The following is a 22,220-nucleotide window of genomic DNA, read 5'->3' as shown; positions in this document are numbered from 1 at the left end:
AGGATTAAAGGGTACTTACTTTATTTCTCAAAAACTGATCGGCTAAAACCAATGCAGCCATTGCTTCTACAATAACTACAGCACGTGGCACTACACAAGGATCGTGACGGCCCTTGCCTTTAATTTCGGCAGCTTCACCGGCAGCATTAATGGTTTGCTGGTTGTGCATAATGGTTGCAACCGGTTTAAAAGCTACTTTAAAAGTAATATCCATTCCGTTCGAAATACCGCCTAAAATACCACCTGCATAATTGGTAGTGGTTTTAAACACTTTCGAATTGGCTGCTTTAGGCTGGGGGATATCGTTGTGTTGCGAACCTCTTAATTCACTTCCGGCAAAGCCAGAGCCATATTCGAAACCATGAACGGCGTTGATGCTGAGCATGGCTTTGCCTAAATCGGCATGCAGTTTATCAAAAACCGGTTCGCCCAATCCGGCCGGACATCCTTTTACCACACAGCTAATTTTTCCGCCAACGGTATCTCCATCTTTGCGGATAGCATCAATAAATTCGATCATTTCGTGTGCAGTTGCCGGATCGGCACAGCGTACAATATTTTCTTCCCTGATTTGAAGCAAAGCTGATAAATCGTTGCTTTCCAGGTTCGGTGCTTCAATTGTACCGACAGCTGTTACGTGCGCAAATATTTCAATGCCTTGTTGTTTTAAAAACAGTTTGGCAATTGCACCTGCGGCTACGCGGGCAGCGGTTTCGCGTGCCGATGAACGGCCGCCACCACGGTGATCGCGGATACCATATTTGGCGTCGTAAACATAATCGGCATGGCTCGGGCGGTACACGTCAACATTGTGGCCATAATCTTTAGATCGCTGATCTTCGTTTGGAATAAGTAACGCAATAGGGGTTCCGGTACTTTTTCCCTCAAAAATACCCGATAATACCTGAACAGTATCACTTTCCTTTCTTTGAGTCGTAATTTTCGATTGACCCGGTTTGCGTTTATCCAGTTCTGATTGGATAAAATCCATATCGATATCCAATTGCGCCGGACAGCCATCAATAATTACCCCAATGGCTACGCCATGAGATTCGCCAAAAGTTGTGATACGAAATAGTTGTCCGAAAGAGTTACCTGCCATTATTTTAGAAATTGAATTTTAGATTGATTGAATTATAGAATGAATTTTTAAACCCATTCTTATTTGCTTATACTAAATACTTAATACTAGCCCTGCTTGATACTTGCTACCAATTACTTGATACTTATTGCTTTTTAATTAACTTCTACCTCAAATCCAGCTTTCTTCAAATCCTCCCAATAAAAAGGATAAGATTTCTCTACTACCTGCATTTCTTCGATCTCCACTTCGTTGATCAATAATGCAAGCGGGGCAAAAGCCATCGCCATACGGTGGTCCTCGTAGGTTGCAATGGTAATTTTATCAGGGAAATGAAGGTTATCGGTATTTAAAGTATAAACCAGGTTATCTTCGGTTAAAGTAACACCAATTTTGGCCAGTTCATTTTGTAAAGCAGCAATACGGTCGGTTTCTTTAATTTTTAAGGTTTCTAGTCCGGTAAAAGCCATGTTTTTGCCTAATGCAGCTGCAATAACTACAATAGTTTGTGCTAAATCGGGGCAGGTTTTAAGGTCTAACACCTGATTGGTATCTAATGATAAACCCAGGTTACTGATCGAAATTCCTTTTTCTGTTTTGCTGGTTGCGATGCCAAAAATCTTCATAATTTTCTGGATCTGACTATCGCCTTGTAAGCTCTTATCTTTTAAAGCCGGCAAGCCGATCTCTGCCTCGTCTGCTAATGCAGCAATGCTGTACCAGTACGATGCTGCGCTCCAATCGGGTTCTACCACGAGTGTAGCCGGTTTAAAAGCCTGTGGTTTTATCGAAATCAAGTTGCCTGTCCAGGTGTGTGCTATACCCACTTCTGCAAGCATATCTAGAGTCATATCTACATAAGGCTTAGAAGTAAGTTCGCCCTCTATTTCTAAAGTTAAGCCTTGTGGTAACACAGGGGCAATCATCAGCAACGCCGAAATATACTGACTACTGATATCACCTTTAATTTTAACTTCGGCTGCTTTTTGATTCAACGGGCCAATAATATTCAAAGGAGGAAAGCCTTCGGCTTCAGCGTAAGAAATATCGGCACCAATGGTTTTTAATGCTTCTGCCAAAATACCGATCGGGCGTTGTTTCATACGCTCGGTCCCGGTTAGCAGGAAATTACCATTTTTAGCCGAAAGATAGGCCGAAAGAAAACGCATTGCAGTTCCTGCGGGCCCCACGTCAACCAGTTCGGAGCTTGCAGTTTTCAGTTTGGAGTCTCCTCCCAACTCACCACTATCAACACCCAACTTATTTAGGATGCCATTTAAGGTAACGGTATCAGCTGCGTTAGATAAGTTTTCTACTTTAACCAGTTTCTGGCTTAAAGCGCTTATAATTAACGCCCTGTTGCATTCGCTTTTAGAGCCTGTTAATTGGATTTCCGTATTAATATTCTTGGTTCCTTTAAAAGAAACTAAGGCATTTTTTGACATTTTATTCTGTTTTATGCTCAAATGTAAGTGTCAGATGTTTCCATCTGACACTACACTATATTTGTTTCTTAATATCATATTGTTTGTCGAAAGTTATCGTAAACCCTTCGACAGGCTAAGAATGATATCATTGCCAGACTTCTGGCTTTAGTCTTTCAGCTTTCCGTTTTGGTTAATCGTATTGGTTTTACCCTCCACCTTCAGCCTTCCAACCTTCAGCCTTTCTTAGGCTTTAACCTCAGTATGTTGTTCTGCAGCAATGCCTTGCTCAGCTTTACCAGCATTCATAATTTCAGTTTGCTTGCGGATCGACTCACCATGTACCAATTCTAAGAATTTTTCGGTAAAGTTTAAGTCTAATTTTAACGCTTTTGCAAAAGCATGACCTTTTTGAATAATGGCATCCCAACGGTTAACCTGTAAAATAGTTACCTGGTTATCGCGTTTAAATTCACCAATCTTCGCTACAATAGCCATACGCTCACCTAATTTTTGCAATAAGATATCGTCAATCTTATCAATTGATTTACGTAATTCAGCTAATTTATCAGCAGAAGCTTCGTTTGCTACCTCTGGTTCGCGCACGGTTAAACGGTCAACCAATTCTGATAAGGCAGCAGGTGTAACTTGTTGTTTAGCATCTGTCCAGGCTACTGAAGGATCAACGTGTGATTCGATCATTAAACCTTGCATATCTAAATCCAATGCTTTTTGCGAGATGTAAGGGATTAACTCACGGTTACCGCAAATGTGGCTTGGATCGTTGATGATTGGTAAATCAGGACAAAGTGTTTTTAGCTGGATAGCAAGTTCCCACATTGGTTCGTTACGGAAAGAGCTTTTCTCGAATGAAGAGAATCCGCGGTGGATAGCGCCAATTTTAGTAATACCTGCGCCATTGATACGCTCAATTGCACCAATCCATAATTGTAAATCAGGGTTAACCGGGTTTTTAATTAATACCGGAACATCATGACCTTTTAAAGCATCAGCAATTTCCTGTACGGTGAAAGGGTTTACAGTAGAGCGTGCACCAATCCAAAGGATATCAACACCTGCAGCTAAAGCTTCTTCAACGTGTTTTGCGTTTGCAACCTCAACAGCTGTTGGTAAACCAGTTTCTGCTTTAGCGCGCTTTAACCACTCTAAACCAATGCTGCCAATACCTTCAAATTCTCCCGGACGGGTGCGTGGCTTCCAGATACCAGCTCTTAAAACTGATACTTTACCGGTTGCAGCCAGTAAATGTGCAGTAGTTAATAATTGTTCTTCAGTTTCTGCACTGCATGGTCCAGAAATGATTAACGGTTCGTTGTTTACGTTTAACCAGGTGTTTAATGGCTGGATGTTTAAATTTAGTTTCATGATGATGGGGGTGTTTAAAGTCCGGACCCGTTGTCGGAAGTCCGGTTTATATTTTAATTTTAAATTGTTTATTATTTTTTTGTTAATCGGTTAATTGTTTAAATCGGTTAATCGGCAATTAACCAGTTAACCAATTTATATAGTTAACCTAATTATACTTTATCGTTCTTTTGATATTCGCCAAGGATATTAAAGTTTGATGTGTATTTTAAGGCTTTCCTTACGGCCTTATCGTATTTATCTGTGCTTGGCCATTCTAAATCGACGTAAAAGTAATATTCGTTTCTTTTGCCCAGCACCGGCATAGATTGTATTTTTGTTAAGCTTACATCCTGTTCGGCAAAGATGTTTAACACTGTGGCCAGCGAGCCGGCTTTGTGCCCAACCTGGAAACAGATTGAAGCTTTGTTTATTTTTTTGCCTTCGTCTGTTTTATCTTTTTTCAGGATCAGAAAACGGGTGTAGTTTTTCTTGTTCGATTCTACGCGGCGCTCTAAAATATTTAATCCGTAAAGTTCAGCAGCTAAGTTATTTGCGATTGCCATTGTATCTGTCAGCTTTTCTTCCTGGATGCGTTTGGCGCAGGCAGCAGTATCGTTGCTTTCTACAATTTTAATGTGCGGATAATCGTAAAAGAAATCGATGCACTGACGGATAGCGATAGGGTGTGAGGTTACCACTTTAATATCTTCGAACTTTACACCCGGCAAAGCCATTAAGTGCAATTGGATAGGTAAGTAAACCTCGCCAAATACGGAGAAACCATAATCGCGGATCAAAGTATAATTTGGCAATAAACTACCTGCAATGGAGTTTTCGATAGCCATAACCACGAAATCTGCTTCATTTTTTTCAAGCTTATCGCAGGTTTCTTTAAATGAATTGCATTCTACAGTTTCAATGCTTTTACCAAAGAACTTGTAGGCTGCTTCTTCGTGAAAAGAGGCCTTAATACCCTGAATTGCTACTCGTTTTGTCGTTTCCATTTTTTGCGTTAAACAAAAAAAGTCCCGGCTGTTTGCCGGGACTTTCTTATACATTTTAATATTTTTTATATATCTTTTGCATATTAGCCCCGGCTCTCACTAAAATAGTAAAAGTAACCAAAGTAATATGTGTTAAAATTTTTCATTCTTTTTTTTCGTTGAGCCAAATGTAGTAACAAAATTTAATTTGTCAATAGGAAATTGAAAATATTTTTAATAAAATTTAATTTTTTTGATTTTAGACCGATTCGGTACATGGTATAAAATCGTTAAACAAGCTATTTTTTTGACTCATTGATCATAGATATGGAATAAGGAATGAGGAAAGGACATTGATTAAGTAGGGCCTGCTGGCTGATAAAACCTATTCGCTCAGTTTTTTTGCAATTTGAATGAGGTAACTATTGGAGTATTCTCCAAAGTAGCTGATGTAATCTCCGCTTTTTGAAATAACCACGAAGCTTCCGCAAGGGTAGTGGTGCTTAAAAAAATGTTTTTCAACAATCTGCTCAGGGTCTTTAATCCAGTTTATCGCTTTTCCGAATTTATCTAAGCCTGTAGCTGTTTTATATACATAGAGTGGTGCAGTCTTAACCTGTTTGTATAAATCTTTTTTTAAGGTATTGTTCGCGGCAATCATAAGCTGTGGATTGCTTGTAGAATTGCAAGCGTCCTCGCCGGGGTAATAAATAATCACAATAGGTTTTACCGTATCAATTTTTCTGTTCAAAGCCCGCTCTAAAATGGACAATAACTGCGTTCTATCATTTATTTTGCCCTTCTCTTCTCTGCTAATCAGTAGATGGTGATGAAGGGAATCGCCCGGAATATCAAGCACAGCATTGGTCGCACGTTTTTTATCAAAGGTAGCTTTACTAATTTCCTGATGGTTTACATCGAAATACTTTGACTTTTGAGCATATAGGCAGAGGGAAAAGGATGTTACTAAGAGTAGAAGTGCATATTTTTTCATGAGCGTAGTTTTTGCAATATGCTTAAAAAATAACAAACCCTGCAGTTTTTTAAATCTGCAGGGTTTGAGTGGTAAATTATACTGCCGAACTTAATTCGGGTTGTGCTGATTTTAATTTTTTAGATTTTTCAAGTGCTTCTGTATCGCGCAGCTCCTGTTGCATAATTTTGGCAATTTTGGTGCTTCCGTCATGGCTCCATCCGGGTGGATTGAAAATGTATTTCACTTTATCCGTAAAGGTTGGTGCCTTTTTAACATCTGCTGTTAAGGCAATAAATTCATGAAAAATGATATTTACCGGCCCTGTATCTGTAGGTTGGGTAGTTAAGCCGTATTTCACTTCATCTTCGGGTAATTCTGCCTGAAAGGTTCCAAACCACCTGTCCCAGAGGATTAAAACCATACCCATGTTTTTATCGAGGTAACGCACATTGCTGGCGTGGTGTACCCGGTGGTGAGATGGTGTTACGAAAATATACTCGTACCATTTCGGGAACTTGATGTTGTATTGGGTATGAACCAGGTTGCCGTAAATTTGGGTAACCAGGTAGGCAAAAAGGATATCGACTGCCGTAAAGCCCATAAAGGCTAGTGGCAAGTAAAAGAATACCCGGTACAAAGGTTCGAAAACGGTAGAGCGGAAACCTGTGGTTAAGTTAAAATGCTCTGATGAATGGTGGGTAACGTGCATGGCCCAGAAAAAGCGCACATAGTGACCTACAGTATGCAGAAACCAATAAAGGAAATCCTGCGCCAGGATCAGCACCAGCCAGTAAACCCAAACATTACTAATTTGGAACAAACGGAACTGGTAGCAATATTGCAATAAGAAAAAGGTACCTGTTTTAGTAGCTAAATTAATTACAATCGCCGCTGTCATCAGGTAAATATTGGTCCAGGTATCACGTTTGGTATATAATTTTCTGTCGTGCAGGTAACTGAAATACATTTCAACCAGGGTTAAAACGATTACGAAACCAAAAAGCCCGATGACAGAAATATCACTTCCGGTAAACTTCATGCTATAAACTGTTATAATAATCTAAACTGCTTAAAATATCGGCTTTGGTAGCACGGCAGTTAAACGCGCATTTGCCTGTTGTTTCCAGTAAAGAGAACAAAATGTTGCCATCTTCGTTCTTTTTATCACTTTTCATCAAATCTAAAAGCGTATCGTAGCTTTCTTTTTTGATGTGGTATTTAGGATATAACGATAAGATATATCTGCTGATATCTTCCAGCTCTTCTGTAGTAAGGGTACTGTTATTAATCGAAAGTGCAGCTTCGCACACAAAACCAATGGCAATCGCTTCACCGTGGGTTAACGGATTTTCGTCGTTTGCCAGCGAGTAACCTTCAATGGCATGCCCAATGGTATGACCAAAATTTAAAATCTTCCGCAGATTTTTTTCATGCGGATCGATCGTTACCACCTCGTTTTTAATTTCTACCGAACGGTAAATGTCTTCTGCCGAAGGTGTTAAATAATTGCTCCCTTTTAATTTTTCGTAATACGGTTTGTCGTAAATTAAACCATGTTTAATCATTTCGGCAAAACCCGATAAAAGTTCGCGTTGTGGTAGCGTTTTTAAAAAGCCGGTTTCGATAAAAACCATTTGCGGCAAAGTAAAAGTACCTACCATGTTTTTTACATTGTCGATATCAATGCCGGTTTTACCACCTACAGAGGCATCAACCTGCGAAAGCAGGGTAGTGGGGATGTTAACGAAATCGATTCCGCGTTTATAGGTCGAGGCGATAAAACCACCCATATCGGTAATTACACCACCGCCAAGGTTAATCATTAAACTTTTGCGGTCGGCCTCAAAATCCAATAGGGTTTTCCAGATACCGATGCAGAAATCGATGTTTTTGTTTTCTTCGCCCGCCGAAGTTTCAATCAGGTCAAATTCAGAAAAATCTAAAAGCGATTGAAAAAGAGGTAAGCATACTTCACTGGTATGTTCATCAGCAAGCACAAAAACTTTGCTGTATTTATTGCTTTCTAAAAGTACTTTTAAATCGGCTAAGTTACTTTCGAAATAAACGGAGTGGCCTGCGCTGGTTAGTGGTTGCATTAAATAACTTCTATTTTATTTTCCCCAAAAGTAATAATATCGCCAACTCTAACCTTATAACGTTTGCGGTAATCTACTTCGCCGTTACATTTTACTAAACCATCTGTAACAACGGCCTGGGCATCACCGCCGCTTCCAACCAATCCGGTAGCTTTTAACAACTGAATTAATGGAATAAATTCGCCTTCTAATTTGAATTGTATCATTTTCTGCAAAAATACGATTATTTAAACCTTTTTAGTTTTAACAATCAATGCTTTTTATAATTTTGCACCAATCTGACTTAATTATAGATAAAAAATGGATTTATCCCCCAATAAGCAACCAAATTTCGATAATACGGAAGTTGCGTTCCGTCAAAAAAGCAATACAGAATTAAAAAAAGCTTACTGGCTTTTTAAAATCATCGCCAATAATTTTCTAACCAAAGTTGGTCCGGCCATTACCAATTTCTTTTTGAATATCGGACTACCCATTCAAGGTGCGATTAAAGCAACCATATTTCAGCAGTTTTGTGGGGGCGAAACCATTGCAGAGTGCGATAAAGCAATAGATCAGTTACATAAAGGCGGCGTGGGTACTATTTTAGATTACTCAGTTGAAGGTGAAGAAGAAGAGCAGGTATTTGATGAAACCTGTGCCGAAATTATCCGTACTATTGTTCGTGCCGATGGCGATGTTAAAATTCCAATTACGGTATTTAAAATTACAGGTATCGGTCGTTTCGCGCTGTTACAAAAATTAGATGCAAAAGAAACCCTTACGCCAACTGAAGAGGCTGAGTATGAGAAGGTAAAAGTGCGTTGCGAAAAAATATGCAAAACCGCTTACGAGAAAGGTGTGCCGATTATGATCGATGCAGAAGAAACCTGGATTCAGGATACCATTGATGCGCTGGCATTGGATATGATGCGTAAATTTAACCGCGAACGCATTATTGTGTACAACACCTATCAGATGTACCGTCACGATAAACTGGCTGATATGAAAGCCGACCATTTAATTGCGAAAGCCGATGGTTTTATTTTAGGGGTTAAAATGGTGCGCGGTGCCTATATGGAAAAAGAGCGTAAGCGCGCTGCCGAAATGGGTTATGCTTCGCCGATACAGCCAGATAAAGCTGCGTCTGACCGCGATTATAACGAATCGTTACGCTATTGTGTAGATCATATTGAGGAGATTGCTATTGTTGCAGGAACACACAACGAAGATAGCAGCCGTTTGTTAACTTATTTACTGGAAGAAAAAAATATTGCCCATAACCATCCGCATGTTTACTTTGCACAATTGCTAGGCATGAGCGATAATTTAAGCTTTAACCTGGCCGATTCGGATTACAATGTAGCAAAGTATGTGCCTTATGGACCAATTAAAGCTGTAATGCCTTATTTATTCAGAAGGGCACAGGAAAATACTTCTGTTGCCGGCCAAACCGGTAGAGAGCTGGGGTTGATTGAAAGAGAATTAAAAAGAAGAAAGCTGTAGTTCAGTTTTCAGTTATATCTGGATCGTCATTTCGAGCGGAGTACAACGAAGTCGAGAAATCTGTTAAGATCTCTCCCCGCCTGTACGGGCAGGCATTTCGCTACGCTTCAGTCGAGATGACGATTTTCTTTTTTAAGACCTCCTCAAGTTGAATTTGTTTCAATGTTTTGCTAGATGAAAATTGCCAACTGTTTTTTTTGAACTGAAAATTGCCGACAATTAACAGTTTTCAGTTATATCTGGATCGTCATTTCTAGCAGAGTGCAACGGAGTCGAGAAATCTATTAAGATCTCTCCATTTCGCTACGCTTCAGTCGAGATGACGATTTTCTTTTTTAAGACCTCCTCAAGTTGAATTTGTTTCAATGTTTTGCCAACTGCAAATTGCCAACTGTTTTTTTGAACTGAAAATTGCAAACTGAAACTATTTCTTCACCACAAAAGATTGTTTTCCGGTTAACAGATCATAAAAAAGAATAAAATCGCTGGCCAGGCTATACCCCGGATATTTAAAGGTAGCCGGTTTATTCTTCTCGAAGAAGAAATGCCCCACCCAAGCGAAACTGTAACCCACCAGTGGCATAAGCAGGAAGAAACGCCAGTTGTGAAAGAGAAAGCCCGCAAAAAAAGCCAATACCACCAAGCCAGTACCGATAAAATGCAGTACACGGGAAGTGGTGTTGGTATGCTCCGATAAGTAAAAAGGATAGAACTCTTTAAGCGATGTAAACTTTTTCTCTGCCATAACCTAATTTACAAAATTCCGTTTGCTTTTAGAAATGTGGCTAACTGAGCCGGTTTTTCGGTCATGAGTAAAGTATTTAAGCCTACTTTTTCCGCGCCTGCTATATGTTGCGGACTATCATCAATAAACAAAGTTTCGGCAGGGTTTAAGTTATTCTCTTTTAATACCTGTTCGAAAATATTGGTATTTGGCTTACGCAATTTCATGTGTTGCGAAAAATAGGCCTTCTCGAAATAATCGTCGTAATTGTTAATTTTAAAAGTAGCCTGCAGGTAATTGATAATCCAATCGTAGTGGATTTCGTTATTGTTGCTTAGCAAAAATGTACGGTATTTTGATTTAACCTCTAACAGTAAATCGTGGTTTTGTTGTATGGTACCAATCAATAAGCTGTTCCAGGCATCGTCAATCTGCTGGTCGGTAAGTTGAGGTTGGTTGGCGGCTGCCCTGATACCTGCCCTGAATTCGGCCGGAGAAATGGCTCCGGTTTCAAAATCATCAAATAAGCGGTTATGCGCTTTGTGTGCAAAAAAGGTTTCTACATCGGTAATGCCCAGTTTTTGGAATGATGCCTGTGCGATTCTGAAATCTATGTCGAATATTACGTTGCCGTAATCAAAAATGATGTTTTTAATGTTTTGCATGTGCTGCCAGTTTTGTTGCAAAGATATTATTGCTGTCTAAAGAAGCGTAATATTAAGGCTATCTTTTTACAATAAAAAAGCCCGGAACTTTTTATGTTGTTCCGGGCTTACTGTTTATTTTGGCTCGACTATTACCGACTGAATAATGAGCTTATTGTTTTTATCTTCGGATTTTAGACCCTTAAATACAAAATAGAGGGAGTGAAGCTTTCCGTCGGTGAGCAGATTTACAGGCACAGCTTTGGCAAATGTAGATTTTCCAACCACGGCACCATCTTTACCGTCTAGCCTGATTTCAATTTCACCTTCAGTACCAGGCGCTAAGTTTGCAAATGAAAAACCAAAACTGGCAATACCGGTTAAATCGATGTTTTTTAAAGCTAACCAGCCATTGTCGCGGGTTAAAACAAGTTTTTCGCCACCATAAATATCCTTCTTTTCAAAGCCTTTGAATTCTTTAATATCGTCAGCATCAATTATGCTGCTTCTCAGGTTAATTAAGTTGGTTGTGGTTAGTGGTTTTAATCCTTTGGCACCTGCATCGGTATAGCTTGCTTTAAGTGTCATTACCGATTTCTTCTTATCTACGTTAGCTGGTGGTACAATTTTGCCGGCAGCAGGTAACGAAGCCACAGCTGTTTCTTTATTGCCCAGGGTCATAATCCATTCGGTAATCTTTTTAACCTCAGCCTCTTTCATGGCGCTGTGTGCCGGCATTGGCACCTCGCCCCAAACGCCATGGCTGCCACCAATTACTTTCGAAGCCAGATAATCAACCGCCTTATTGTCGTTTTTGTATTTGGTAGCAATTTTTTCAAAGGCAGGGCCAATTGAAACTGCCGATTCTTTGTGGCAGGTACTGCAATCCGACTTTAACATCAATGCTTTTCCAACTACGGTTTGTGCGGCTTGCTGGTGACCCAATTGCGCACCCGCCATATCAGTTCCCTGCGTATAAGTATTTGAGATGTAAATGCGGCTGTTATTAACTTTTGCACCTTTATCGCTTACCAGCACTTTATAATCTACAACTTTGTTCGGGAAGTAAAAACTCTTGTTTCCCGCTAAAACGATATCTACGGCTGGCTGTTCGTTACCCGCAAAAACCGGAATAACCTGACTTTTGGCAGCAGCTTTACTTTTATCCATTACGGTAACACTAACCGGGTATTCGCCGGCTTTGGTATATGTATATTGTACTGTTGGTGTGGTAGTGGTTTTGATAATTCCTTTTCCCAGGTTCCATACATAACTAAGTGCGTCGCCATCCGGATCTTTAGCTTTAACAGTTGCTGTTAATTTATAAGGCAGTAAACCACTTGTTTTTGCAATGTCGAGGCTTTCTACACTTGGCGGGCGGTTTCCTTTCAGGTAATCGATACGCGTAATGGCGGCATCCGGGTTTTTAGAAAACCAACCTTTTCCGTATTCCAGGATATATAGTTTTCCATCAGGTCCCAGTTCCATATCAATAGGTGCTGCTAACGAAACTTTAGATAAAAATGGTTCCATGCTAATGTAATCGCCTGCAGCGTTCATGGTTACTGCTTTTACCCATCCGCGTACCCATTCGTAAATAATTAATTTTCCGTTGTAGTAAGCCGGGTAGGGCGAATTGGCTTTAGCATAATAAACCGGACCTGCCATAGCTGTACGGCCACCGGCACCAACCTGTGGAAATTCGCTCGATAAGCCATAAGGATACCAGATAAATGCTGGTTGAGTGGGTGGCAACTGGGTTAAACCTGTATTGTTTGGCGAGTTGTTAATTGGCGCTGCCGGATCGAAGGCATTGCCGTTCTCACCATTGGTGAAATCGTAAGCTTTATAAGGATAGTTGTTTCCGATAAACAAAGGCCAGCCAAAATTACCGGCTTTACGCGCCTGGTTAACTTCATCATAGCCTCTTGGGCCTCTTAATGCATCATCATCACTGGCATCCGGACCAACCTCGCCCCAATATAAAAAGTTTGTTTTCTGGTCAACCGAAATGCGGTAAGGATTGCGGTTACCCATTACATAAATTTCAGGCCTGCTTTTTGGATCATTTTTAGGGAAAAGGTTTCCATCGGGAATGCTGTAAGTAGCATCCTCATTAACTCTTATCCTTAAAATTTTACCCCTTAAATCATTGGTGTTACCTGATGATCTTCTGGCATCGTACTGTTCAAATCCTTTACGGTTGTCAAGAGGTGCATAGCCTTTGTTCACAAATTTTTGATTTGGTGCATCGAAAGGAGTAGAGTTATCACCCGTTGAAACATAAAGCAAACCATCTGATCCAAAAGCAATTGAACCACCGGTGTGACAGCAGATATCGCGTTGCGAATAAAATTCGAGCACGATTTTTTCTGATTCTTTTACAATCTGGTCGTTAACCAGTTTAAAACGCGATAATCTGTTTACCGACTTATCGAAAGGGCTGTAAAAAAGGTAAACGTATTTGTTTACGGCAAATTTTGGGTCGGCGGCCATACCCAGCAAGCCTTCTTCGGCGTTAACACCGGGTGCATTGGTTTTAAAGTAAACATCGAGCTTGCCGGCTTCTTTAAGTTTTTTAGTCTGGTTTTTATAAATCAGTATTTCGCCTCTTCGCTGGGTAACCAAAATATCCAGGTTGGGCAGCACCGCCATTTCGGTTGGTTCGGTAAATTCTCCCTGCGCAAGGGTAACTTTTACAAAGCGGTCCTGATCAGGGGTGTCGGTTTTATCGAAAGATAAAAAGGATGTTTTTTTGCTTTCGTAGGAGTTTTTGTTAATTGTTGTTGCCGAAATGAGGGCAGCAGCAGATAGCAATAGTGTAAAAATTGTTTTCATTTATTTGGTTAATGGTGTGTTGCGTAAATATAGGATATTATTTTATGCAACCGATACATTGTATCAAAATTAATGCTTATGGCCAAATTGGGCTTAAAAAAAGCCTGTTGGTTTAGCACCGTAAACCAGAAAATTTAAAAAACAAAAGATACAATTAAATGCTAAGGCAAGCTAAAACTGACATTGCTTAATAACCAGTATAGTGCCGTCGTTTTTGAGTTTATAGTAATACTGTTTTTCGCGTCGGCGGTTTAAAATTTCGATGTGGGCCACTTCTCCCTGTTTTCCGGTATCATCCTGAATATTGTCGCCCTCTTTTACGTTATCTAGTTCTTTTTCCGAACTGTTTTTTGTTAGCTTTTTCATGTTTTCGGTATATTGATGTATAGTACTAACAGGTTGCGCTCAATATGGTTTTAAATTTGGTTAACAACTGTAGGTTGTACGTGTCCCAAATTTAACATTTTGATATTATTGACAAGATTTGCACATCAACTAGTCTGTTAGGGTTATCTATTTATTTTGACCGGATATCTACTGCGGTAATTGTGTAGTATTAGTTACCTTATATTTATATGGCTAAACACTTTAAACTATTTTGTATGACCGGAGTAATTACAGCTTATAATAAACAAAGGGGATTTGGACTAATTTCACAATTGATGGTTGCCGAAAGTATTTATTTCGATATTTCTGAATGCAGGGCAAAAGGTTTGTATGTTGGCAGTTCGGTAGAATTCGATACACAGATTACGAAAAGGGGTATTGTAGCTAAAAACATCACGGCAGCACCAAAAATGAAGGTCAGGGCCAAAATCATGGTTTAGTGTGTCATTTTTAAAATGATGTAGCGCGCTCCAAATTCAAAAAGTATTTAAAATTTTTTCATCGTCGTCGGGTAATGGTGCTATAGTGATTTTACTTTAAGCATTATCCAGTTTCTTAAAAAGGTGGAAGTTTTTAATATATTTATGTTCAAAATCTAAATTAAATGCAAGGAACAGTAAAATTTTTTAACGAATCTAAAGGTTTTGGATTCGTAATTACCGAAAGTGGTGAAGAAGTGTTTATTCATGTAACCGGTCTGGTTGATAAAGTAAAACAAAACGATAAAGTAACATTTGAAATAGCGCAGGGCAAAAAAGGTCCTAATGCGATTAATGTAAAGCTGGCATAATTTAATTCATTGCGCCATACTCGGGCTGTGTTTTTTACTTTAAATTATTACCAACAGGATAAAGTTGATGTATAGCGTCTTTATCCGTCTAAAAATAGTTTTCTGTCATTTTCTTATTTTCCGGATTCAGGATGAGAGCTTAAACGGCTTGCTCAAATATTTTGGCATAGTTTTTTAGGCAAAGGTGTAAATGTGCTTAGGCCAAGATGATAAAACAAATGGGGATAATAGGAAGTTACAGTGAAGTAGAGGGCTTTGGTAAGATAAAAACCGATTTTGGTGAAGAAGTTTTGTTCTACCGGACAGGAATATTAGATGGCGTTAACCTGAGTGCTGGTTTAACGGTTTCTTTCGAAATGCACCAGGTATTATCAGTTGCAGTAAACATACAGGTAATTGATCAGTTTGGTACTGCGTTATAAATCAGTAGTATGTTGTTTTTTATAGTATTTGTCATACACGATGATAAATTTTATCTTTAGCATGTAACCAGAAGATGTAATTCTGGTCTTACTCATGTTTATCCTTTTGAGTTTATTATGATACAGCTGGAGCCAATTAGTGGAGTTTTTAAGAGAGAGCGTGCGCTTTTGGCTGCATTTCCGATGCGCATGTTAATTATTAAAGAGGGTACAGGCTTTTTATGTATGAACTCTGGCGATTACGTGCTGACAAACCGGCGGATATTTTTTATTCCGGAGGAAGGTTTGGTAAGGCTTGACGGAGAAATTAAATCAGGATACTGGCTAAGTTTCAGCAGTTTGTTGTATGCTGAGTTTCTGCTTCAGCATTTGGATCCGATGGCTAAAAATTTATTCCTTAATTTATCTTTCAGGGATCTCGATCTTCCCGCATCTTCCAAAACCTATAGTTTGCTCGATATGCTGAGGCGGGAGATTAATGCCCGGAAAGACCTCGCTTTTCTGGCTCAATATTTATCGTTGTTTTTAGGTTATACAGCTGGTTTAGATGGGTATCTGGCAGCTTTAACCCTCGATGAGTTGGAGCAGGTATTGCGTTTCAGGGCGATTTTAGAGCAGTATTATAAGCAGGAACGTTCTATTCAGTTTTATGCAGAAGGAATGGGCATGAGCACTGGTAAACTAAACCGTTTTTTAGATCGCGTTTTGGGGAAAAGCCTGGCAGTTTTAATTAAAGATCGCATTATGCGCGAAGCCGAAGCATTATTAACCCATAGCGATTATTCGGTTGATGAAATAGCCATTATGCTTGGTTTTGAGCAAACCACTAATTTTAACAGCAGTTTTAAAAGATACAAGGGGATGTCGGTATTTCAGTTCAGCAAGATGGCCCTGTTAAATTGAAAATTGGTGCGTCTGGTAAAGAAATGGACATCTTTCGATTTCATCTCTTCAAAGAAAACAGGTTTTCCCGACCTCAAACATTATTTGCTTTGGCGCCTAACGCGTAAGGCCTTGCTCGCTGCATCTATAATCAGTCGCACCAATTTTACTGTCCTAAATTATATAATCTTGCCGTAAGAAAGAAGAAATGTTGGCAAATTATTGAAAAATTAATCCTCAAATAAATAGCCACTGTAAGCCAGTCCCTTAGCTACACTTTTAAAGTTATCGCCCGAATTTAGCGGAATGTGAGGGAATTTATGCTTAAACAGTTGCTGCACTGCGGCTACCATTGATGTTCCACCGGTTAAAAATAAACAGTCGATATCCTGAGGTTCAACTTTGTGGGTTTCCATAAACTGATCGAGGTATTTTTCAATTTTAAGGATATCTTTTTCGATAATACCGTTGTATTGTTCAATAGAAATATCTTCATCGATTTCGATTTCCATATTGGAGTAAGCAAAGTTGGATAAAGTTTGATCAGAAAGCTCAATTTTGGTTTTTTCGATTGATCTGAACAGCGAATAGCCCAGGTTATTTTCGATCAGCGTAATCAGGTTCTTGAATTTTGGATCGTTGCCCGAGTAGTAGTAATATTCTTCAATCTCTTTCTGGATTTTTAAACCATTAAAAAAGTTCATTTTATCCCAGGTACAAATATTGGCAAAAAGCGATTTGGGCACATTAAGCACTTTACCAGGGGTGGCTTCGTACATGGTGTTTTTACCGAAGTAAGGTGTTCCCTTTTCCCACATAAAGGCCGAGTCGAGGCTATCGCCGCCAATGTAAATACCGCCGGAAGCAATCATGTCGTTTTTACGATCTTTGCTGCCTACTTTGGCCGGATCGAGCACCAGATAGGTGAAATCTGTTGTTCCACCACCTAAATCGGCAACCAAAACGCGTTCCTTTTTAGTAATTGTTTTTTCGTAGGCAAATGCTGCACCAATGGGCTCGAACTGGAAGCGTACCTGACTGAAACCTGCACTTTCGGCGGCTTTTTTAAGCCTCGTTTGTGCCAGTGTATCTTTCATGGTGCTGTCGTCGTCGAAGAAAACCGGCCGGCCAATAATGGCCCTCTCACAATCTTCGCCAATAATCTGATCGGCTTTATCTTTTAAATCTTTGAGGATTAAGGTAACCAGATCGGATGCCGTATAGCGTTTATTGTGAATGCGGGTTTCGGTAAAAGTAGTACGCGAAAGGATTTGTTTGATAGATTTAATAAACCTTCCTTTCATGCCATCATTCAGGTAGGCATCAATAGCTTTTTCGCCCACAATGTGGCTTTCGCCATCAACCACGCTTTTGGTTTCAGTAAAATAAATCAGCGAAGGGATAGAAATGGTATCTACAATCTCTCTTTTTTCTTCATCGTAAATGGAAAGGGCCGAATTGGTTGTTCCAAAATCGATTCCGTATAAAAACTTACTCATGGGCTTGCAATAAAGTGGTGGCAATTAAAATGGGGTTGCGAAAGTATTAAAAAAAACATTTAGCAGACTAAAATTTTTTAAAATAACTCGCTGGTACCCAAATGGGCGTTAACGATGCGGGTAATTTGCTGGCCAAGTTCTTTTGCATTGCCAATACCAACACTTTTTAATGCTGCCAGCTGATCGGTAGTGCGTGGCATGCGCTCGGCGATGGATAGCAGGGCCAGATCAGACAGCACGGCATGATCGGCAGTGCCCCTTTGTGTTGCAATGGTTTTTCGCCATTCAACCAGGTTTTTGTACACCTGCGGATTGCTGATTTCTTTCGGTTTAATACTTGTTTTAGCCTGTTTCTTTTCTCCCGGCTGTTTATTGCTGCTGGCATGAAGGGTATCGATATAATCTTTAATCGAAAATGGGTTCCATGAAATTTTAAATAACGCCAGTTTGATGTTTAAGGCATCTTTACAATCTTTGAGCAAGGTTAACAGCTTATCCGAATGGGTATCGTTGTAAAAATTGATGGCTACAATTTTGTCCATTAGCGTAACAACCTGGTGCAGTTTGGGAATAAAATAATCGGAAGCTTTTTGTAAGCGCTCCATAAAAGTAGTTTCTTTTGCCGGATGACCAGAGGTAGAAACTTTATCGTATTCTTTGGCAATAAAGCTACGGGCAACTTTAAAAACTTCGTTCTGTAGCGTTTGGTTTGCCTGTTCGTACAAAGCTAAAAAAGCATTTTTCTCATCTTTATCAATCAGTTTGGAGCGACCAAGCTTTTCCCAGTCTTTGGTTACCAGCGAAAAATCCAGGAGCTCGTGTATCAGTCCCCAGGCATATTGCTGGCTGCAGCGATCTAGTAATTCGGTGGTGGGTTTTTCCTGATGGCTTGTTTTGGTGAAACTGATTACTTTGGCATCGGTAATGATGTTTTCGGCCACTACCGGCGATTTTAAGATCAAGCCTTCCAGGCTGCGGCAACGACTCAGGGCAACATAAGCTTGTCCGTGTGTAAAGGCAGTACTTACATCCAATATCGCTTTGTCAAAAGTTAAACCCTGACTTTTATGTACAGTAATGGCCCAGGCCAGTTTAAACGGATATTGCGCAAAAGAACCTGTACTGTTTTCATTTATTTTATTGTCTTCTTCACTCAGACTGTATTTAACATTCTGCCAGATTTCTTTTTCAACCTCAATTTCGCGGCCACTATCTGTAAAGGCTACCTTAATGCTACCCTGGCTAATGGCTGTTATTTTTGCTGCTTTCCCGTTGTAATATTGCTTTTTGCCCGATGAATCATTTTTGATAAAAATAACCTGTGCGCCAAGCTTCAGCTGCAATTTTTCATCAGTAGGGTAGGCATCTTTCGGGAAATCACCACTTACTTCGGCATCAAAATCAAATATTTCGCCGTCCAGTTTTTCTAAACAGCCTTTATTTATTTCGTTAACCAGCTGGTTGTGGGTGGTAAGGGTAATGTAATCGTCTTTCCATTCCTGGTTAAGCGATGGATCGTAACGTTCGTTTAGTTTGGCCAATAAAGCCGGACTCAGGTCGTTTTCGCGCATACCGTTTAAAATATCCAGAAACACAGGGTCGTTTTGACGGTATACCTTTTCCAATGTAAATGTAACCATCGAGGTCGATTTGAAAATCAGACTGTCGAAAAAGTAAGGGCTTTGATAATAGCTGCCCAAAATATGCCAGGCATCATGAAAAATGGGCGAAAGCTGGTACAAATCGCCGATCATAAGCAGTTGTACACCACCAAAAGCACGGTTTGATCCTTTTACTCTTTTTAAAGTGCGGTCGATAAAATCGATAATATCTACCCGCACCATACTAATCTCATCGATAATTAAAAGATCGAGACAGCGGAGCAGTCTGGTTTTCTCGTCAGAATATTTAATAGGAACTTCTGTGTTTTCATCTACAACCGGAACCAAAGGCCCAAAAGGAATCTGAAAAAAGGAGTGAAGCGTAACTCCACCCGCATTAATGGCCGCAACAGCGGTAGGGGCCACCACGGCGTAATTCTTTTTGGTGTTTTCTCTGATTTTACGCAACAAAGTGGTTTTTCCAGTACCTGCCTTGCCCGTTAAAAACACAGGCTGGTTGGTTGTGGCTAAAAAATCTAAAAGGAGTTGGTTGTCCGGATCGGGCGTATTCATATCAATGCAAAAATAACCTATTCGGCAGGCATTTGGTAAGAGATCGGTGACTGTTTTATCCACAAAATGCAGGGTTTTTGCAGGTTGCAGCAACAAATAAGCCTTGGAGGATACGGAAAGCCTGTTTGGTTTTTTAAATTAAGCAATTGAAAATGAGTTTGTACGCAAAATATTTTAATTTTATATGAAAAACATTTTCGAAATTTGAATGCAAATTTGTAACATTGCACTCGCAAAAAAGCTAAGGCTTTTTTCCGGGCCTATAGCTCAGCTGGTTAGAGTAGAAGACTCATAATCTTTTGGTCCCTGGTTCGAGCCCAGGTGGGCCCACTAACGTCCTTCGCAGTATCGTGGAGGACGTTTTTATTTTTAGCCCGTTACTTAGCCCTCGATTGAAGCAAATGGAGGCCTGTTTTGGTTCGATCCTAGTTAGGGTAACCATACAAGGTAACTTAAAGTTTATTGCTTACTTTGTTGCTTCAACCAAGTTGATCTGCATTTTCGGGCAATAATTTTCTCCATTTTTATGGTTCGAGCTATGGTCTTTAAAAATCGACCACTAACTGTTAAAAAAGCTATTATTTTGCTTTTTTAACATTTTGTTCCATTCCAGCTTTGTTATTGTTTCCATATGACAAAGAGTTCCTGTTTGTCAACGATAGCTGGTGAACGCATCGTTATAATCTTTGCAGTTCTCAATTTTTTTATATCTCATTTTGGCAAAGGCCAGATTATAAAAAAGTCTTTATGTGAAAAAAATCACAGGCCTTTAAACCTGCGATTTTTTTATGCAGAATCTCTATGCAAGACTTTGCCCAATTTTTAGGTGAGTGCTTAGCACAACCCTGTTCCAAATATTGATGGTAATTACGGCTGTTATGATATCTGCAATTTGAGCTTCGCTAAAAAATTGCAAAGCGCTTGAATACGTTTCATCTGACAATCCATTATGATGGATTAATGTGATTTCTTCGGTTATTGCCAACACAGCTTTTTCTTCTTCGGTAAAAATGCCCTCCGCTTCTCTCCAAGCATTAAGCAAAAAAATACGCTGATTTGTTTCTCCATTTTTAATTGCGTCTTGCGTATGAATGTTGATGCAATAGGCACAACCGTTAATTTGTGAAGCACGAATCTTTATAAGTTCTTTGTTTGTCTTAGCTATAGAAGCGTTTGATAGATAAATTTCTAAACCAACCATCGCTTTTAGTGCATTTGGAGCAACTTCCTTAATGTTCAATCGTTTTTGCATTGTATTATTGTTTTAAAATTGTTCAATGCAAAACTGGGTAATAAGAGAATGAAAAAACTTAAACTGGTTTAAGAAGGAATTCTTTTTCGAATTTCGCTTAGATATTCGGGAGTGAAACCAAGATATGAAGCAATCAGGTACTGGGGAACTCTTTGCACAAATTCGGGGTGATTTCTAACAGCTTGAAAATAAAATTCTTCTTTTGAGAAGGAAAAAAGAAATTGGATGCGCTTTTGAGCCGCCGCATAAGCCCTTTGGTAAACGAAACGGAAATAGCGTTCCATTACCGGGAATTCCTTTAATAATTTTTCCTGTTTCTCTTGCGTGAAATAAAGTATCGTGGATTTTTCTACAGCCTGAATATAAAATTCGGTAGGGACTTTATTTTCATAGGCAAAATTGTCAGTAAGCCACCAGGTTTCTATGGCAAATTCGGTCGTTTGCTCAGTGCCTTTTTCGTTGATGTAGAACTTTCGCAATAAGCCGTCTAATACAAAGTAATGATGCCTGCAAATCTGCCCTTCCGCTAATAGATTTTCCTTTTTATTTACTTCTTTCGTGTCAAAGAATTTTTTGATTTCTTCAAATTCTTCATCAGTTACTGTTGTGAATTTGCGTATGTGTTTTTTGAATATATCTAACATTGAAATTAACAGATTTTTTTATTTTGCAGGTAACGTTTTGCAAGTTAATTGAAGCATAATTGCTTGCACGAGCAATGAAACACTAAGCTAAATAAATAACTTCTAATTTTTTTACTCTCAATTTGCCTGATAAATAATCTAATCCTGTTGTTATCCTCAAAACACTACATTTCGTACTATAATCCAAGGTTTCTAATTAAGAGGGCGGTTCAATTTTTACCCTGTATCCTCGCTTTGATTCTTCCTTAAATCAATTAAAAGCCTCAAGTCATCCATTAGTCGGTTCAAATTTTCCCTTGTGTGGCCCACTGCTTTAAACCCCTTTAAGTATAACTTGAAGGGGTTTTTTGTTGGGGATAAACTATGCTATAGATCATTTAAAGGCTGTTTGATGATGGTGCGTATTTCAACGAAACTGTTCACGGATCAAGCGGAAAAGTTGGGGGGATATCTTTTATGCATATATTTTCGATAATCTGAATAAGAAGAATTTAACATCCCTTACACCTCTCGATGTTGCTCTAAAGGCTTTGATCTTAGCATTGAAAGAT

General features: G+C 39.3%; 21 protein-coding genes and 1 tRNA gene. 6 read left to right on the top strand and 16 right to left on the bottom strand.

Annotated features, from left to right (window positions below):
* Window positions 1-4: 4 nt before the first annotated feature.
* The 8 genes from aroC to HWV58_RS12685 form a co-directional block, all read right to left on the bottom strand.
* Window positions 5-1,102: a chorismate synthase gene (gene aroC, locus HWV58_RS12720; protein ID WP_175634464.1), complete on the bottom strand. Its 1,098-nt coding sequence runs from the start codon at window positions 1,100-1,102 to the stop codon at window positions 5-7.
* 134 nt (window positions 1,103-1,236) lie between these two features.
* Window positions 1,237-2,526, bottom strand: a complete 1,290-nt coding sequence (gene aroA, locus HWV58_RS12715; RefSeq protein ID WP_175634463.1) for a 3-phosphoshikimate 1-carboxyvinyltransferase — start codon at window positions 2,524-2,526, stop codon at window positions 1,237-1,239.
* A 225-nt stretch (window positions 2,527-2,751) separates the two neighbouring features.
* Window positions 2,752-3,891, bottom strand: coding sequence for a chorismate mutase (locus HWV58_RS12710; RefSeq protein ID WP_175634462.1), 1,140 nt, complete (start codon window positions 3,889-3,891; stop codon window positions 2,752-2,754).
* A 152-nt stretch (window positions 3,892-4,043) separates the two neighbouring features.
* On the bottom strand, window positions 4,044-4,877 hold the full coding sequence (locus HWV58_RS12705) for a prephenate dehydratase (RefSeq protein ID WP_175634461.1): 834 nt from the start codon (window positions 4,875-4,877) through the stop codon (window positions 4,044-4,046).
* 364 nt (window positions 4,878-5,241) lie between these two features.
* The gene (locus HWV58_RS12700) at window positions 5,242-5,850 is read right to left on the bottom strand and encodes a hypothetical protein (RefSeq protein ID WP_175634460.1); all 609 of its coding nucleotides are present in this window, start codon (window positions 5,848-5,850) and stop codon (window positions 5,242-5,244) included.
* Window positions 5,851-5,926: 76 nt separating this feature from the next.
* Window positions 5,927-6,871 (bottom strand): sterol desaturase family protein, encoded by a 945-nt coding sequence (locus HWV58_RS12695; RefSeq protein WP_175634459.1) that lies wholly within the window; start codon window positions 6,869-6,871, stop codon window positions 5,927-5,929.
* A gap of 1 nt (window position 6,872) precedes the next feature.
* Complete coding sequence (gene aroB, locus HWV58_RS12690; RefSeq protein ID WP_175634458.1) at window positions 6,873-7,928, bottom strand: 3-dehydroquinate synthase; 1,056 nt, start codon at window positions 7,926-7,928, stop codon at window positions 6,873-6,875.
* On the bottom strand, window positions 7,928-8,134 hold the full coding sequence (locus HWV58_RS12685) for an RNA-binding S4 domain-containing protein (RefSeq protein WP_124558664.1): 207 nt from the start codon (window positions 8,132-8,134) through the stop codon (window positions 7,928-7,930). Before HWV58_RS12685 ends, aroB begins: the two co-directional genes overlap by 1 nt.
* Before the next feature lie 94 nt (window positions 8,135-8,228).
* On the opposite strand from HWV58_RS12685, the gene HWV58_RS12680 reads away from it, so the two are divergent.
* The gene (locus HWV58_RS12680; RefSeq protein ID WP_175634457.1) at window positions 8,229-9,413 is read left to right on the top strand and encodes a proline dehydrogenase family protein; all 1,185 of its coding nucleotides are present in this window, start codon (window positions 8,229-8,231) and stop codon (window positions 9,411-9,413) included.
* 424 nt (window positions 9,414-9,837) lie between these two features.
* On the opposite strand, the gene HWV58_RS12675 is transcribed toward HWV58_RS12680, so the two are convergent.
* The 4 genes from HWV58_RS12675 to HWV58_RS12660 form a co-directional block, all read right to left on the bottom strand.
* Window positions 9,838-10,158, bottom strand: a complete 321-nt coding sequence (locus tag HWV58_RS12675) for a DUF962 domain-containing protein (RefSeq protein WP_175634456.1) — start codon at window positions 10,156-10,158, stop codon at window positions 9,838-9,840.
* A gap of 8 nt (window positions 10,159-10,166) precedes the next feature.
* On the bottom strand, window positions 10,167-10,802 hold the full coding sequence (locus tag HWV58_RS12670; RefSeq protein ID WP_175634455.1) for an HAD family hydrolase: 636 nt from the start codon (window positions 10,800-10,802) through the stop codon (window positions 10,167-10,169).
* 114 nt (window positions 10,803-10,916) lie between these two features.
* Window positions 10,917-13,619, bottom strand: a complete 2,703-nt coding sequence (locus HWV58_RS12665) for a PQQ-dependent sugar dehydrogenase (RefSeq protein ID WP_175634454.1) — start codon at window positions 13,617-13,619, stop codon at window positions 10,917-10,919.
* A gap of 171 nt (window positions 13,620-13,790) precedes the next feature.
* Window positions 13,791-13,985, bottom strand: a complete 195-nt coding sequence (locus HWV58_RS12660) for a hypothetical protein (RefSeq protein ID WP_175634453.1) — start codon at window positions 13,983-13,985, stop codon at window positions 13,791-13,793.
* A gap of 236 nt (window positions 13,986-14,221) precedes the next feature.
* Between HWV58_RS12660 and HWV58_RS12655 the strand changes: the two genes are divergently transcribed.
* From HWV58_RS12655 to HWV58_RS12640, 4 genes are all read left to right on the top strand, one after another.
* Window positions 14,222-14,446, top strand: coding sequence for a cold shock domain-containing protein (locus HWV58_RS12655; RefSeq protein ID WP_175634452.1), 225 nt, complete (start codon window positions 14,222-14,224; stop codon window positions 14,444-14,446).
* A gap of 164 nt (window positions 14,447-14,610) precedes the next feature.
* Window positions 14,611-14,796: a cold-shock protein gene (locus HWV58_RS12650; protein ID WP_175634451.1), complete on the top strand. Its 186-nt coding sequence runs from the start codon at window positions 14,611-14,613 to the stop codon at window positions 14,794-14,796.
* 218 nt (window positions 14,797-15,014) lie between these two features.
* Window positions 15,015-15,218, top strand: a complete 204-nt coding sequence (locus HWV58_RS12645; RefSeq protein WP_175634450.1) for a hypothetical protein — start codon at window positions 15,015-15,017, stop codon at window positions 15,216-15,218.
* Window positions 15,219-15,335: 117 nt separating this feature from the next.
* Window positions 15,336-16,121: a helix-turn-helix domain-containing protein gene (locus HWV58_RS12640; RefSeq protein ID WP_175634449.1), complete on the top strand. Its 786-nt coding sequence runs from the start codon at window positions 15,336-15,338 to the stop codon at window positions 16,119-16,121.
* Between the two features lie 209 nt (window positions 16,122-16,330).
* On the opposite strand, the gene HWV58_RS12635 is transcribed toward HWV58_RS12640, so the two are convergent.
* The gene (locus HWV58_RS12635) at window positions 16,331-17,599 is read right to left on the bottom strand and encodes an Hsp70 family protein (protein ID WP_175634448.1); all 1,269 of its coding nucleotides are present in this window, start codon (window positions 17,597-17,599) and stop codon (window positions 16,331-16,333) included.
* A gap of 77 nt (window positions 17,600-17,676) precedes the next feature.
* Window positions 17,677-19,836 (bottom strand): HRDC domain-containing protein, encoded by a 2,160-nt coding sequence (locus HWV58_RS12630; protein WP_175634447.1) that lies wholly within the window; start codon window positions 19,834-19,836, stop codon window positions 17,677-17,679.
* Window positions 19,837-20,029: 193 nt separating this feature from the next.
* Here HWV58_RS12630 and HWV58_RS12625 point away from each other — a divergent pair.
* Window positions 20,030-20,103, top strand: a tRNA-Ile gene (locus HWV58_RS12625).
* A 469-nt stretch (window positions 20,104-20,572) separates the two neighbouring features.
* On the opposite strand, the gene HWV58_RS12620 is transcribed toward HWV58_RS12625, so the two are convergent.
* Both HWV58_RS12620 and HWV58_RS12615 read right to left on the bottom strand, forming a co-directional pair.
* Window positions 20,573-21,025: a carboxymuconolactone decarboxylase family protein gene (locus HWV58_RS12620; RefSeq protein ID WP_175634446.1), complete on the bottom strand. Its 453-nt coding sequence runs from the start codon at window positions 21,023-21,025 to the stop codon at window positions 20,573-20,575.
* Between the two features lie 68 nt (window positions 21,026-21,093).
* A complete protein-coding gene (locus tag HWV58_RS12615; protein WP_175634445.1) occupies window positions 21,094-21,669 on the bottom strand; it encodes a Crp/Fnr family transcriptional regulator in 576 nt (191 codons plus the stop codon).
* Between the last annotated feature and the right edge of the window lie 551 nt (window positions 21,670-22,220).

This window comes from Pedobacter ghigonis (assembly GCF_903166585.1).
Taxonomy (GTDB): domain Bacteria; phylum Bacteroidota; class Bacteroidia; order Sphingobacteriales; family Sphingobacteriaceae; genus Pedobacter; species Pedobacter ghigonis.
The sequence above is the reverse complement of the archived record's forward strand: the minus strand, read 5'-3'. Positions and strand labels throughout refer to the sequence as shown.